Below are 14,222 nucleotides of genomic sequence, written 5' to 3'. Positions count from 1 at the left end.
CGGTTATTTCGACGGCCGGTAAGCCAACAGGCGAAGCGCGTTCGCAGTGACGAGCACGGTCGCCCCCGTGTCGGCGAGGATGGCCATCCAGAGTGTGGTCACGCCGAACAGCGTGGTTGCGAGGAAAACGGCCTTGAGCGCGAGCGCGAGGGCGATGTTCTGCCAGATGTTGCCTAGCGTCGCCTGCGAGAGCTCCACGAGATCGGCAACGCCTTCCACCCGGTCGCGCAGCAGCGCAGCGTCGGCGGTTTCCAGCGCGACGTCCGTTCCACCTCCCATGGCGATGCCGACCGAGGCGGCGGCGAGCGCGGGCGCGTCGTTTATGCCGTCGCCAACCATGGCGATCGGGCCTGCCTCCTTTAGCCTGCCGATTTCGGCAAGCTTGGCGTCGGGCAGAAGTTCGCCCCTGGCTTCAAGGCCGAGGCCGGCGGCGATGGCGTTCGCCGTGCGCTGGTTGTCACCCGATAGCATCAGGACGTTCACGCCGCGTTCTTTCAGCCGACGCACGCCTTCCGCCGCATCGTCCCGCGGTTCGTCGCGCAGCGCGATCAGTCCTTCGATCTTCTTGCCGGCCATCAAGACGACGACTGTTTTGCCTTCGCTCTCAAGCGCGAGAATTCGGTCGCGCACGTCAGCGGGAATTTCGGTCTCTTCCGCTGCATGGCGCGGCGAGCCGACCGAGGCGAAGCCGGATTTGAGCCGCGCGGTGACTGCCTTGCCCGGCACGGCGATACCGCCGCCGAAGGCAGCAGGAAGCTCCAACGCGCGTTCCTTCGCCGCTTCGACGATCGCTATGCCGAGCGGATGGCTGACATTCCGCTCAACAGCGGCGGCCCTGGCGAGCACATCGTCCTCGGAGCCCAACAGTGCGACCACGTCGGTCACCTTCGGATGGCCGCGTGTCAGCGTGCCCGTCTTGTCGAAGGCGACGGTGACGACCTTGCCGAGCGTTTCGAGTGCTGCGCCGCCTTTTATGAGCAGGCCCTGACGTGCCCCCGCGGCAAGACCCGACGCAATCGCTGCCGGAGTCGAAATAACGAGGGCGCATGGGCAGGCGATGAGCAACGTCGCGAGGCCGCGGTAAATCCATGTCATCCAGTCGCCGCCGAAGGCGAGCGGCGGCACGACGATGATTAGCGCCGCGACGGCCATGGTGCCCGGCGTGTACCAGCGCGAGAAGCGGTCGATCATCCGCGCGGTCGGTGCCTTCGATTCCTGCGCCTCCTCGACCATGTGGATGATGCGCGCGATGGTATTGTCTGCGGCGACGTGGGTGATCCTGACGCGCAGTTCGCCATTTGCGTTGATCGATCCGGCAAAGACCTTGGCGCCGGCTTCCTTGAGGACCGGCACGGACTCGCCCGTGACGGGTGCTTCGTTTACTTCCGAGGAGCCGTCCTCGACGACGCCGTCGGAGGGAATCTTGTCGCCGGGACGGACGAGGACCCGGTCGTCTATGGCGAGCGCCTCGACGGAAACGCTTTCTGTCTGCCCGTTGCCGGTCACCCTGAGTGCCATTCGCGGCACGAGGTCGATCAGGGCCTCGATGCCAGCGCGCGCGCGCCCGGCCGCGACGGTTTCCAGAAGCTCGCCGACGGCAAACAGGAAGATGACGACGGCGGCCTCTTCAGCCTCCGCGATCGCCACCGCCCCGAGAGCGGCGACTGACATTAGCGTTTCGATGGTGAAGGGCGAGCCCGCCAGCGCTCCGGCAACGGCGCGGCGCGCGAAGGGCACGATGCTGATGAGCGCCGCGGTCGCGTAGAGCGATGTATCCCATTCGGGCAGGAAGAAGCTCGCGACGAAGGCCGCAGCGAACAGCGCCCCGGTCATGAACACCAGCCGGGCCTTCGTTCCCCGCCACCATGGCTCCCGGACGCGCTTTGTGGGCAGCGCTGTCCTGGCTTCCGGCGCGGAGCCGGCGGGCTGGTAGCCCAGCGCCCTGATCTTCTCCTCGATCGTGCGCTGCGAGGTCCTGTCCGGATCGACGTTCAGCGCAAGCGTTCCCGCCGAATAGCTGACATTGATGTCGTTAACGCCCGGCAGGCGCTTCATCGCGGTCTCGATCTTCAGCGCGCAGGCCGCGCAGTCCATGCCTTCGATCTGCAGTTTGAGCGGGCTTGCAGCAGCCATCGTGTCACCTCGATTCTTCGCTGTGACATCATACCTAGTCCCTGTAGTCACTATAGGGTCAAGGGCTCATTTCGCCGGCTTGATCGCAGCGGCAAATGTCATCCGATAAAGACCCCAACAGGCGGCAGGGGCGAGCGGCACGACACTTACCGTGCCTGGGAAGTAGCCGTAGAGTCGACTCACGAACAGCGGGAATAGGAAATGCGCCAGCTCGATTTCGCCCATAGAGGTGAAGAAGGTCCAGGCGAGATAGTAACCGAACGAGTAGCGTCGCGGCATCAACAGCGGGACCTGGAGCCACCCGGCGGCGAGCGTAGAGCAGTACGGCGAGCTGGCTTCTGGAACAGGAACGCCAGTGAGCTGCGACAGAGCCGGGAAGAAGTCGATTTCGCGCTCTTCGATCTTGTGCAGCACGAAGAAGCCGAGCGTGATGAAATAGGGTACGCGGATGTCGGCAAAGGCCGACCGCTGCGGCATCGCCAGCCAGATGAAGAGGCCGCCCACGAAGCCAAGAGTGAACAGTCCCGCTGCCACTACACCGAGCAGGACATATCCGAGACGACGATCGCGACGGTGTAGAGGGTCGCGAAGGCGATCATGTGATTGCGCTTGCGCATCGCATTCCTGTCTCGACAGCCATGCCTTTGCGGCTTAGAGGCAAGGATTACTGTCTGTAGCGACTACAGGGTCAAATCATGAATGCGCGCGCACTGACCATCGGCCACTTGGCCCGCGAGACCGGCACCAAGGTGGAAACGGTTCGCTTCTACGAGAAGTCCGGGCTTCTGCCAGCCCCGGCGCGAACCGAGGGTAACTATCGGTCCTATGACAGAGCGCATCTTAACCGCCTGAGCTTCATCCGACGAGCACGCGACCTTGGGTTCTCCCTGGACCAGATCCGCGCCCTGCTGACACTCTCCGACGACCGGCACCAATCCTGCGCGGCAGTCGACGCGATCGCCAAGGAGCATCGCGCTGAGGTCGAGCGCAAGGTTCGCGACTTGGCGGCGCTCAAACTAGAGCTTGACCGCATGATTGACCAGTGCGGCTGCGGCGTGGTGGCCGATTGCCGGATTATCGAGTCCTTGTCGCCGGGGTAGAGATAACGGGGGTAGAGATCATCGTCGCCGCAGTAAAATCTGGCCTGATCGCGGGAACGGCACACCCGTTCGACAAAGCCGAGACCAGAGCCTTCATCGAGCACGACTTCGAGTCCTCGGCGGCTATCTCAGCGCCACCAACTACAGCCGTCAAGGCTGCACGCTACATCTGCATTTTCCAACCGCCCATCTGGGAAAACTCTCTTTGGGCCACCTGTCTGCGCCTATCAATGTAGTCTGCCAAATCCTGCAAAAGATGGACACCCTTGGCATATTTCTGACTTGTTTCTATTCGCATGAGCGGCAGGGCAATGTCGCCTGAACTGAGCTTGCGAAGATATTTCAGGAGCGTTAGTGCGAAAAGTAATCGCGACGAACCTCATCCAGCGGAATGACGGCCTTACCATCGTATTGTGCCATGAGCAGAAAAGCGGTGTTGAGTGACATTGATGGTTACGCTTTGAAAAATAGAATGAAATGAGTAACATATCATAGAGGCCGGCAATGTCAGTCTGTCCAATCTCAACGTGGTTTAAAAACTGTCTATAAATGATTGAAAAATATAGGAAATTCGCCATTGCACCTATGATGGATTGGACGGATGTCGCGAAAAGCAACGTCTATTCAAAAACTTGAGGGGCGTCACCTCCTCGAAGTTGTACTGCTGTCGTACTCGTCAACAGCGCTTGGGCACAAATGGGTCGCGTTTCAGAGTGCGTGACTATCAGGATTTGAACCTGTGAACTTCAGGGGGTGAGTTTTCGAGCCGGAATGCTGGTGCACTGGCGCCTAAGTATCTCCCGTTTCCGCTTACGCTTACGCCTACAGGGTCTTCCGTGCCTACTTGCGCGGAGAACCTGGGGGACGGGTTGATCGCCGTCTTCGAGCTCACCAATCATCCCGAAATCGACTGTGTCGAGACCATAGAGGCGGTCCTGACGGCCTATGACGCGCTGATTGCTGGTCAGCCATGACGAGACGTTTCCTTGCGAATGTCGGCGCGCCAACCGGCGGAATGATCTCGGAAACTTTGCCTATTGACGCCTCGCGAAAACCGTATCGTGAGGAAGACCGGATGGCTCAGGGAATGAGCAGAAGCTTTCCCGTGGTGCCACGGCTTTCCATATCGGCATGTGCGCATGCTGCTTCGGCGAGCGGGTAAACGCCGCCGATCCGGATCTTCAGATCGCCGCTGGCGATCCAGTCGAATAGTTGTCCGGTGCGGGCGCGAAGCAGTGCCGGCGTGTGGATATGATCGAAGAACCTTGCGTAGCCGATCTTGATGCTTTTCGGCAGGCTCATGATGTCCAGCGGTCCGGGACCGCCCAGCACCGGGCCGTACCAGCAGAAGGTGCCGGAGCGACGCAGGGAGTCGAGCGAAGCCTGAAAGGTCTTCGGGCCGGAACCGTCGAAGACGACGTGGACGCCTTCACCGGACATTCGAACGACTTCCTCGGCGAATCGCCCCTCAGTGTCCACGATCACATGGTCTGCTCCGGCCTCTCTTGCCACGGCGGTTTTGTTTGCGGACGAGACGCGGCCGATCACGTGCCCGCCCCTCAGCTTTATGATCTGGGTGAGCAGCAATCCGACGCCGCCCGCCGCCGCATGGACCAGCGCCACGTCGCCGGGCTGGACGGGATAGAAGTCGGTGGCGAAGTGGCTGGCAGTCAGCCCCTGCATCATCACGGACGCGGCCGTGCGATCATCGATCCCGTCCGGAATCGGCACGAGCGCATCCGCCGGTACCATCGCCCGATCTGTGTAGCTTCCAGGCGCGTACACCCAGGCAACCCGTTGTCCGGGCCGGAAATGCTCGACTCCATCGCCGACGGCGAGTACCCGCCCGGCACCCTCTACGCCCAGAACCTTGGGATTGGGCGTTTCCGTCCAGGCCATGCCCTGGCGGACGCCGATGTCCATGAAGTTCACGCCCGCCGCGGCGACCTCGACCAGAACTTGTCCGCTCGCGGGCGCAGTTTCGGGGCGCTCGACGATTTCGAGCGCATCAGGTCCCCCGGTGCGGTTCATGACGACGGCTTTCATCGCGATATCTCCCTGGCGGCATTCTCGATCAGCCGCGCTACGGGCCCAGGATTCGACACCATCACCACATGCGAAGCACCCTTAATCGCGATCGTTTCGCGGGCGTGAGCCCGTCCAGCCATGTAGGCAGATGCTCGCGGCGGGATGTTCTTGTCCGCGTCGCCGTAGATGAACCAGCTTGGAATGCTCTTCCAAGCAGCCTTGGCCTGGGCTTCGTTGAGGGCGGCTTCCGCGATTGGCCGCTGCGTTGCGGCCATCAGTCTGGCTTGCGCTTCGGGAGCGTCGGCGGCAAACTGATCGTGGAACTTGTCCTGCTGAATGTAGAGATCCTTTCCACCGCCTGACAGCGCGACAGGAGGAGCGAGTGTCGGACCCAGCGTGCTGCCTGGAAACTTTCCTGCAAGTTGCGCAGCGGTTTCACCCGCCTCCGGCGCAAATGCGGCGACATAGACCAGCGCCTTCACATTGGCATGACCATCGGCAGCGTCGCTGATCACCGACCCGCCATAGGAATGGCCGACGAGAACGACCGGGCTTTTTATCGAGGAAAGCACGCCGGCGACATAGTCTCCGTCGCTTCTGACGCCTCGCAGCGGATTGGCTGCCGCCACGACGGAAAAGCCGTCCTTTTCAAGAATCTCAACGACACCGTTCCAACTCGAAGAGTCGGCGAAGGCACCGTGAACCAGGACGATGGTGGGTTTGTCAGGCTGCGCTTGGGCGTTACCGAGCGTGGCCGCGATAATTGCGAGGCCTGCGAGCAAGATTTTCATTGGAACATCCTTTCGTTGTGGGGTGCGGTCTTCACCGCGTCGAGCGCAGGTGAGGGGCGGGGATGCCGCCAACTCGCCCTCGTGCCCTGCGTTTCTCTGCGTGGGAACCGAGTTACGGCGCGTAGCGGGTAAAGACGTAGTCGTGTCCCTGGACACGCGCCTCGTGGCAGGCGAAGCATGTTTCGTCCTGCGCTTCGTCGACTGGCTTGCCATTAATGAACCGGCCAAAACCCCAGCCGCCGCTCGACGCGTATTTCTTCGAATCCTTGACCATGACCTGCACCGTTGTGGCCGCGCCAGGAACCGAAGCGGGTTCGAACTCGGCCGACTGCATGCGCTTCCAAGCGAGCTTGACCAGGACGGAACCGTCCGGGAACGGCAGCGTGCTATTTCGATAGGCATCCATTGCGACTGTATTTCCCACGACAGCGCGAAGCTCGTTCAGCGGATCGCCTTCCAGGGCTGGCGCGATGAGCTCCCACCTGCGGTAACCGTCCGGGATCGTCACGCCATAGATCGGCGAGGCTTCTGTGTTGTTCTGAGCTCGAACGATGTCGATCTCCATGCAGCCGATAGCGAGAGCGATCGACACGGTGATGACGGCTGCAATTACAAGATTGCGTCTCATGCGCTCGCTCCGTCCGCACTCAGAACTTGTCGACGTCGATGACGGCCTTTGCGAACGCCTCGGGCGCTTCCTGCGGCAGGTCGTGCCCGATGCCGCCCGTGATCAGCCGATGCTCGTATTTGCCGGAGAATTTTTTCGCATAGGCCGTGGGAACGGGATGTGGGGCGCCGTTCGCGTCGCCCTCCAGCGTGATCGTTGGCACATCGATCACCGGGCCTTTGGCGAGCTTTTCCTCTAGCTCGTCATAGCGGCGCTCGCCTTCTGCAAGGCCGAGCCGCCAACGGTAGTTGTGGATAACGATATCGACGTGGTCGGGATTCCGGAACGCGGCGGCGCTTCTGGCGAAGGTCGCGTCGTCGAAGTTCCAGTGCGGCGAGGCGAGTTTCCAGATCAGCCTGGCGAAGTCATCCGTGTATTTCGCATAGCCGGCGCGGCCGCGGTCTGTCGAGAAGTAGAATTGATACCACCATTGCAGTTCGGCCTGCGGCGGCAACGGCGCCTTGTTGGCCGTCTGGCTGCCGATCAGATAGCCGCTGACCGACACCATGGCCGTGCAGCGCTCGGGCCAGAGCGCGGCAAGGATATTTGCCGTCCGTGCGCCCCAGTCGTAGCCGGCGACGATCGCCTTTTCGACGCCCAGGGCATCCATTAGGTCGATGATATCGACCGCCAGCGCGGCCTGCTGCCCGTTGCGAAGCGTGGCATCCGACAGGAACCGCGTCGTTCCGTGGCCGCGCAGATAAGGGATGATTACCCGATAGCCGGCTCCCGCAAGCAGTGGCGCGACATCGACATAACTGTAGATGTCGTATGGCCAGCCATGCAGCAGTATGACGGGAGGCCCATCCGCTGGGCCATCCTCGGCATATCCGACGTTCAGCAGACCAGCATGGATCTGCTTTAGCGGCGCGAACGCGGTGCGCGATCCGGTTGCGCTGACTACAGCGGTCTGCTCTCCGTCCTGAGCATTCGAGCTTCGGACCGCCCCTAGCTGAGCTAGAGCGACGGTAGCCGCAGCGATGCCGAACAGGCGCCGGCGGTGATGGTCTATGACTTCCGGAAACTTGATTGCGTTCATGGGAGTATTGCCTTTGCTTACGGGGCAGTCTCGGCAGCGCGATTGCCAAGACCGAGGGACTAGATCAGGTTCATTTCGACTTCGATGTTGCCGCGCGTGGCCTTCGAGTAGGGACAGGTCTGATTAGCGGCATCGACGACCGCCCGGGCGTCGTTGCGATCCATCCCTGGCAGGCTCACATTGAGCCGGGCGCTGAGAAAGAAGGCGCCGTCGTTGCTGTTGAGATCGACCTCCGCATCGATCGCAAGATCCGCAGGCAACACGATGTTCATCTTGCGCGCGGCGATCGCCATCGCGCCCTCGAAACATGCCGACCAACCGGCAGCAAAAAGCTGCTCGGGATTGGTGCCGCTGCCCGCGCCGCCGGGCGTCGAGAGCCTGATGTCCAGCCTGCCGTCGGAACTGCGCGAGCCACCCTCCCGGCCGCCCGTTGTGCGCACCTTCGCTGTGTAGAGTCGTTTTGCTTGTTTAGTCATCGCATGCATCCTGTATGAAATTGGATCTACGATCAGCGCAGCGATCTGAAAGCTGCACGGACCTCCTTTGTGAAGATCTCCGGCTGTTCCCAGGCCGCGAAATGCCCGCCGCTCTTGGCCTCATGGAAATAGATGAGGTTGTGGTAGCAGCGCTCGGCCCAGCTTCGCGGCGCGCAGTAGATTTCGCCGGGGAAAACCGTCACGGCGACCGGAAGATTGGCGATTTCCACGGCATTGAAATTGTTGGAATGGTCTTCCCAGTAGATCCGCGCCGCGGAGGTTCCGGAGGTGGTGAGCCAGTAAAGCGAGATGTCGTCGAGCATCTCGTCCTTGGTCAGAACCCGCTCGGGCTCCCCGCCGCTATAGGTCCACTGCGCGAGCTTTTCGTAGATCCATGCGGCCAGGCCGACCGGCGAATCCACTAGGGAGTAGCCGATGGTCTGCGGCCGCGTGACCATCATGGCGGCATAGCCGGAACTGTCCTTGTAGAAGGTGTCGAGCGCATCGAACGCCGCTCTTTCCGTCTCGGTGAGATGGCCGGGGGCTGGTCCGCCGGCTGTGAGGATCGCCGCGATCTCTTTCGGAACGGTGCCTGGCATGTTGACGTGTATGCCAATGAGCGCAGGCACCTTCTGCAGCGCCATGCGATGAGAAATGACGGAACCGCAGTCGCCGCCCTGTGAGACGTAGCGGTCGTAACCCAGCCGCCCCATCAGCACGCCCCAGGCACGGCCGATATGGTCTGAGCCCCAGCCGGTCTCCGTCGGCTTCCCGGAAAAGCCGAAGCCGGGGATTGACGGCACGATGAGATGGAAGGCGTCCCCGGCAGCGCCGCCATGGGCTGTGGGATCGGTCAGCGGCCCGATGACCTTCATGAATTCTAGGATCGAGCCGGGCCAACCATGCGTCATGATCATCGGCATCGCATTCTCATGGCGGGACCGGACGTGGATGAAGTGGATAGCAACGCCGTCGATTTCGGTGACGAACATAGGCAGAGCGTTGAGCTTCGCCTCGACCTTCCGCCAGTCGTAATCGGTCGTCCAATAGTGAAGGAGATTCTGGAGCTTTGCGAGTTGCACGCCCTGCGACTGATCCGTGACGGTTTCCCGCAGGGGCCAGCGCGTCGTTGCCAGACGTCGATGAAGATCGACGATTGCCTCTTCCGGAATGTCGACGCGAAAGGGATGGACAGCTTCGCTGTCTACGCTCGCGCGCGCCATTGCTGGAAGCAGGCTCAAGGCGCCTGTGGCCGCTGATGCGGCAAGCAGGCTTCGCCGCGTGAGCGATGGCGATGATGCGGGCATGGTGGTTCTCCTTGTCCTGTCGGCAGAAAGGTTCTTGCTGCTTTCGACACATAGAAGGAGATCGCCCGAGGTGCCCGTTATGCATTATGATGCAACGTTAGCGCTCGTCGGCGAATGCAGGCTTGCAGCGAAGCCCCCAATTTTGTTCTTCTCATGGGTGGAGTGGTCGCCTGCATGAGCCGGGCCGCGAAGGGAGTCTCATGATAGGGCCTGCAAGCGACACGATATCGTTTGGTCCGTTTACGCTTACCGTCCGCGAACGGCTGCTCTTGCGGCAAGGCACCACCGTCGATCTGGGCGGGCGCGCTTTCGATATCCTGGCGACGTTGGCTGCCCGCGCCAACGAGGTGATCAGCAAGAAGGATTTGTTGGCGCACGTCTGGCCCGACGTCACCGTCGAGGAGGGCAGTCTGCGGTTTCACATGGCCAATCTCAGAAAGGCGTTGGGCGACGGCAAAGACGGCGCGCGCTACATCGCTACCTTGAAGGGCCGGGGCTATTGCTTCGTGGCGCCGGTCTCGCGATCGGCCGGGCGGGACGATGCGCGAAGCGAGGCCGCCGCCAGCTACCCGCAGGCCAACCTCCCGAGCCGACTGGCCCGCATGGTTGGGCGAACCGACGACACGGCCGCGCTCTCCGCGGCTTTGGCTGCCGCGCGCTTCGTCACGATCGTCGGCACGGGTGGGGTCGGCAAGACCACCGTTGCGGTGGCGGCCGGGCATCTCCTGGTCGATGCGTTCGCTGGCGCCGTGCATTTCGTCGATCTTGGCGCGCTGAATGATCCCAAGCTGGTTGCGCCGACCGTAGCCTCGATGCTGGGGCTGTCACTTCAGTCCGACGACGCCACGTCCGCTCTCATCACATACCTGGCTGACAAGAGAACCCTCCTGATCCTGGACACCTGCGAGCATGTCATCGACGCGGCGGCAGACCTGGCCGCCCGCATATTCGCTTCCGCGGGGAAGGCCCACATCCTGGCGACGAGCCGGGAGGCTCTCCAGGTCGAAGGCGAGCACGTCTATAAGCTCGCGTCGCTTGCTTGCCCGCCGAACGATTTGGAACCCACCGCGGCAGTTGCGCAGGCGTTCCCTGCGACCGAGCTGTTCTTGGAGCGCGCAGCGGCGAGCGGTGCTCGTCTTGACCTCGACGATTCGGATGCCGGGGTCGTGGCGCACATCTGTCGGAAGCTCGATGGCGTGCCGCTCGCCATCGAACTGGCAGCAGGACGGGTTGGGAGCTATGGCCTGCAGAAGACTGCGATGCTTCTCGACGAGCGCCTGGCCCTCATGTGGCCGGGTCAACGTACTGCACCGCCGCGTCAGAAAAACCTTCAGGCTACTTTGGACTGGAGCTTCGGGCTGCTGTCGGAGTTCGAGCGCCTGGTGCTTCGCCGGCTTGCCGTGTTCGTTGGGCATTTTTCGATTGAGGCGGCGTTGGCAATAGTGACGAGCCCCACCGTCGACGAGGCGCTGGTATTTGGCGCCATCGACAGTCTCGTGGCGAAGTCGATGGTCGCAGCAAGGCCGGCTGGGGCTACAATGCGCTACCGGCTGCTCGATACGACGCGGGCGCATGTCCTCCAGTTCGATTCTCAGGATGCCGAACTCACGGATTTGGCCTCCCGGCACGCGACTTATTGTCTGCGATGGCTGGAGGAGACGGGGGCTGAGTGGCCAACCTTGTCAAGCGCAGCGCAACGGTCACTTCACCTTGCCGGCCTAGCCAATGTGCGTGCGGCTCTGGAATGGTGCTTCGGACCCAACGGGGATGCTCGGCTTGGCATTCGCCTTGCCGCCGCCGCCGCTCCTGTCTTCCTGTCGATGTCCTTGCTCACCGAATGCCATCGGTGGACGGCTCAAGCGGTTCTTGCGCTCGACGACACCACACGCGGAGGACGAGACGAGATGCTCCTTCAGGCAGCCCTCGGTGTCTCTCTGATGTTCACGCGCGGGGGAAGGGACGCAGCGCATATGGCGCTGAACAGAAGCTTCTCCATTGCCGAGGAGCGTGGCGATGCGCTCGATCAGATTCAGGTTCTCGGGCCATTGCAGATGTTCCATTTGCGTACAGGTGATTTCAGGACGGCTCTCACCTACGCGGAACGCTGTTTCGCCGTTGCCGACGCGCTGGAGGATTCCGTCTCCACGTCATTGGCGCATTCGTTGATGGGAATTTCGCTACACCTCAATGGAGAATTCGGGCGCGCACAGACCGCGCTCCAAGCCGCATTGCGATACGGGCCGCGCTCTGGCCGGACTACGACCAACTATCTCGGCTTCGACGGGAGAGTCCTCGCCGGCGCGATCCTGGCAAGGACGCTTTGGCTGCAAGGCCATCCGGATCGGGCCGTGGAACGCGCGCTGCTTACAATCAAGGACGCAGAGATCCTGAACCATCCGCTGACGCTGTCGATCGCTCTTGTCTGGGCCGTTTCCGTGTTCCTTTGGGTCGGCGATCTCGACCGCGCTGACGAGCATATAGACCGTCTCTTCTTGCGTGCGGAACCCCACTCTCTCGGACCGTATCTGGCGCTAGGACGAGGCTTTAAGGGAGAACTGGCCATTCGTCGAGGCGATGCGGAGAGGGGAATCCAGAGCCTGCAACGCAGTCTCGCGGAGCTCCACGTAGCACCCTACGAACTGCTCACCACCCCGCTCAACGTCGCGCTCGTTCAAGGCCTTGCCGCCACGGGCCGGCTTACAGAGGCCCTCGCACTGCTCGACGACACGATCCTGTCGGTCGAGGCAAACGGAGATCTCTGCTATATGCCGGAATTGCTGCGCGTGAAGGGCAGCCTTGTTTTGGCGTCAGTGCAGTCTGGCACCAACGAGGCTGAGACCTACTTTAGGCGGTCACTCGAAATGAGCCAAGGTCAGGGCGCGTGGGGGTGGGAGCTGCGCGCCGCGATCGACCTGGCTACCCTTCTGATCGATCGCAGAGAACACGAAACCGCCCGAGCGCATCTCCGGCCGCGGTTCGAGCGCTTCGTTGAGGGTTTGGATACTGCTGATCTGAAGTCAGCTGCACGTCTGCTCGCAACGCAGAGTTAGTTTGGTTCCGCAATATGCGACAACGGCAAAAGCCCGTGCCGGGCCGCGACGTCATCTTACACCGAGCAGCTCGTGACCGTCGAGTACGCAGCGCGTCTGACTGCCGACCTGCCCGAACACCTCGATACCTCGGCTTGCGATTCATTTGCCACAGGTTGCTTTTTGCGCGAGGGTTTAAGGATGGGCGAGGGTGCCGTGGGGAACACTCTATTGGACGATGACAGGCCTAATACGGTGCAGAATATTTCTACGGCTGCCAGTTGGTACACGGTCATCGTTCTGTGCCTTGCCTTGCTGATTTCCTTCACCGACCGACTTGTAATCAATCTCGTGGTCGATCCTATCCGAGCAGATCTGATTTTGACGGACTTTGAGGTCAGTCTGCTGCAGGGCGCCGGATTTGCCGTGATCTTCGCGCTGGCAGGTTTACCGTGCGGCCGGCTCGCCGATTGGGCTAACCGCCGCAATGTAATCATGACCGGCATTGCGCTCTGGTGTGTAGCGACGTTTGCCTGCGGGTTGGCTGGCGACTTCTGGAGCTTTTTTGCCGCGAGGGTCGCGGTGGGACTCGGCGAGGCGGCGCTGGTCCCGGCAGCTTCGGCGCTGATCTTCGATAGCTTTTCTTCCCGTCGGCGGGGCATTGCGCTCGGTATATTTTCGCTCGGCGCCACGTTCGGCACAGGCGTCGCGATGTTCGTTGGGGGTGTAGTGCTGGCTTTCGCCTCGCTTGAGCCGATTGCGTTGATCGGGCCGCTGGCGCCGTGGCGGCAGATGTTCGTGCTGGTTGGGATGCCGGGTCTGTTGCTGCTGCCGCTGCTTCTGCTCATCCGCGAGCCGCAGCGGCGGCACCTCTCGGGTCTGCTGCCACTCGGGGGGGTGCTCCGCCAACTGGGTGCCGACAACGGCGCAGTGCTCAGGTTGTGTCTGAGCAAAGGGGCGCTCGGGATTGGCAACTACGCTTTCCTCTCCTGGTTGCCGACACTCCTGCAGCGCACGCATGGTATGACCCCACTTGAGGCGGGCGGCCTTATCGCGTTGTCGATCACGACCAGCGGGGTCGTTGCATCGCTTGCCGGCGGCGCGCTCTCGGACTGGATCGTGCGGCGCTGGGGCCTGGCAGCCCGCATCGTCCCGCTTCTTGGATGCTGCACCTTGGCGATCGCAGGAGCCTCAACGACGTTTTTCGCCGCTACTGAGCAGCAGATGACGCTCTCCTTCGCCATCTGGGCCTTTGGTTCGATAAGCGGCTATGTGATTGGGCACGTCGTCATGCAGGAAAACGTGCCGAACGAGATGCGCGCCACAACGATTGCGCTTTCTCTCACCATTACGGCGCTGCTCGGCATCGGGCTCGGGCCGACGCTCGTGCCATTGGTGGCCGAACATGTCTTCGGCGGCGAGGCGAACATGCAACCGGCCATGGCGACGGTGAGCCTGGGCGCGGCGCTGCTTTCCTTTGTCGTGATCTGGCCTTCGGTACGCAAAGGGTTGAGAGCGATGGGTGGGTAGGCCAGCGCCGGTTTGTGGAATTGCAGATCATTCTGCCGCCTCCGATTTCATGAGCGCGCGAGCCCGCAGGAGGCTGCCGGTCCAGAACCCCCTCCAGCAGCTTGCGGCGGTGTTCAGTCCAT

The 14,222-nt window shown here is 62.0% G+C and carries 12 protein-coding genes and 1 pseudogene; 4 read left to right on the top strand and 9 right to left on the bottom strand.

From position 1 onward, the window contains the following. Positions 1–3: 3 nt before the first annotated feature. Positions 4–2,133, bottom strand: a complete 2,130-nt coding sequence (locus NKH37_RS01295) for a heavy metal translocating P-type ATPase (protein WP_353004489.1) — start codon at positions 2,131–2,133, stop codon at positions 4–6. 66 nt (positions 2,134–2,199) lie between these two features. Beyond that, entirely contained in the window at positions 2,200–2,667 is a 468-nt protein-coding gene (locus NKH37_RS01290) for a hypothetical protein (protein WP_353004491.1), read from the bottom strand. Positions 2,668–2,828: 161 nt separating this feature from the next. Between NKH37_RS01290 and NKH37_RS01285 the strand changes: the two genes are divergently transcribed. After that, positions 2,829–3,233: a MerR family transcriptional regulator gene (locus tag NKH37_RS01285; protein WP_353004493.1), complete on the top strand. Its 405-nt coding sequence runs from the start codon at positions 2,829–2,831 to the stop codon at positions 3,231–3,233. A 163-nt stretch (positions 3,234–3,396) separates the two neighbouring features. Here NKH37_RS01285 and NKH37_RS01275 read toward each other — a convergent pair. After that, positions 3,397–3,680 (bottom strand): annotated as a pseudogene (locus tag NKH37_RS01275) (pyocin activator PrtN family protein). Positions 3,681–4,069: 389 nt separating this feature from the next. Between NKH37_RS01275 and NKH37_RS01270 the strand changes: the two are divergent. Next, complete coding sequence (locus NKH37_RS01270; protein WP_353004495.1) at positions 4,070–4,207, top strand: hypothetical protein; 138 nt, start codon at positions 4,070–4,072, stop codon at positions 4,205–4,207. 106 nt (positions 4,208–4,313) lie between these two features. Here the strand turns inward: NKH37_RS01270 and NKH37_RS01265 are convergent, their stop codons facing one another. The 6 genes from NKH37_RS01265 to NKH37_RS01240 form a co-directional block, all read right to left on the bottom strand. Next, entirely contained in the window at positions 4,314–5,279 is a 966-nt protein-coding gene (locus NKH37_RS01265) for a quinone oxidoreductase family protein (RefSeq protein WP_353004497.1), read from the bottom strand. Next, positions 5,276–6,052, bottom strand: a complete 777-nt coding sequence (locus NKH37_RS01260; protein WP_353004498.1) for an alpha/beta fold hydrolase — start codon at positions 6,050–6,052, stop codon at positions 5,276–5,278. The genes NKH37_RS01265 and NKH37_RS01260 overlap by 4 nt, the downstream gene beginning before the upstream one ends. A gap of 112 nt (positions 6,053–6,164) precedes the next feature. Then, positions 6,165–6,617: a cytochrome P460 family protein gene (locus NKH37_RS01255; protein ID WP_353004662.1), complete on the bottom strand. Its 453-nt coding sequence runs from the start codon at positions 6,615–6,617 to the stop codon at positions 6,165–6,167. 82 nt (positions 6,618–6,699) lie between these two features. Beyond that, positions 6,700–7,758, bottom strand: a complete 1,059-nt coding sequence (locus NKH37_RS01250) for an alpha/beta fold hydrolase (protein ID WP_353004499.1) — start codon at positions 7,756–7,758, stop codon at positions 6,700–6,702. 59 nt (positions 7,759–7,817) lie between these two features. Continuing rightward, positions 7,818–8,234 (bottom strand): organic hydroperoxide resistance protein, encoded by a 417-nt coding sequence (locus NKH37_RS01245; RefSeq protein WP_352860449.1) that lies wholly within the window; start codon positions 8,232–8,234, stop codon positions 7,818–7,820. 32 nt (positions 8,235–8,266) lie between these two features. Further along, positions 8,267–9,541: an epoxide hydrolase family protein gene (locus NKH37_RS01240; RefSeq protein WP_353004500.1), complete on the bottom strand. Its 1,275-nt coding sequence runs from the start codon at positions 9,539–9,541 to the stop codon at positions 8,267–8,269. Positions 9,542–9,741: 200 nt separating this feature from the next. On the opposite strand from NKH37_RS01240, the gene NKH37_RS01235 reads away from it, so the two are divergent. Continuing rightward, complete coding sequence (locus NKH37_RS01235) at positions 9,742–12,591, top strand: ATP-binding protein (RefSeq protein WP_353004502.1); 2,850 nt, start codon at positions 9,742–9,744, stop codon at positions 12,589–12,591. 72 nt (positions 12,592–12,663) lie between these two features. Continuing rightward, positions 12,664–14,100, top strand: coding sequence for an MFS transporter (locus NKH37_RS01230; RefSeq protein ID WP_353004503.1), 1,437 nt, complete (start codon positions 12,664–12,666; stop codon positions 14,098–14,100). Positions 14,101–14,222 lie beyond the last annotated feature (122 nt).

The sequence above is a fragment of the Mesorhizobium sp. M1217 genome (assembly GCF_040318275.1).
Lineage (GTDB): Bacteria > Pseudomonadota > Alphaproteobacteria > Rhizobiales > Rhizobiaceae > Mesorhizobium.
The sequence above is the reverse complement of the archived record's forward strand: the minus strand, read 5'-3'. Positions and strand labels throughout refer to the sequence as shown.

Excerpts from the sequence above, each read along its gene's own strand:
- NKH37_RS01295 (WP_353004489.1), bottom strand. The coding sequence starts at position 2,133 with ATGGCTGCTGCAAGCCCGCTCAAACTGCAGATCGAAGGCATGGACTGC.
- NKH37_RS01285 (WP_353004493.1), top strand. The coding sequence starts at position 2,829 with ATGAATGCGCGCGCACTGACCATCGGCCACTTGGCCCGCGAGACCGGC.
- NKH37_RS01265 (WP_353004497.1), bottom strand. The coding sequence starts at position 5,279 with ATGAAAGCCGTCGTCATGAACCGCACCGGGGGACCTGATGCGCTCGAA.
- NKH37_RS01260 (WP_353004498.1), bottom strand. The coding sequence starts at position 6,052 with ATGAAAATCTTGCTCGCAGGCCTCGCAATTATCGCGGCCACGCTCGGT.
- NKH37_RS01255 (WP_353004662.1), bottom strand. The coding sequence starts at position 6,617 with ATGGAGATCGACATCGTTCGAGCTCAGAACAACACAGAAGCCTCGCCG.
- NKH37_RS01250 (WP_353004499.1), bottom strand. The coding sequence starts at position 7,758 with ATGAACGCAATCAAGTTTCCGGAAGTCATAGACCATCACCGCCGGCGC.
- NKH37_RS01245 (WP_352860449.1), bottom strand. The coding sequence starts at position 8,234 with ATGACTAAACAAGCAAAACGACTCTACACAGCGAAGGTGCGCACAACG.
- NKH37_RS01240 (WP_353004500.1), bottom strand. The coding sequence starts at position 9,541 with ATGCCCGCATCATCGCCATCGCTCACGCGGCGAAGCCTGCTTGCCGCA.
- NKH37_RS01235 (WP_353004502.1), top strand. The coding sequence starts at position 9,742 with ATGATAGGGCCTGCAAGCGACACGATATCGTTTGGTCCGTTTACGCTT.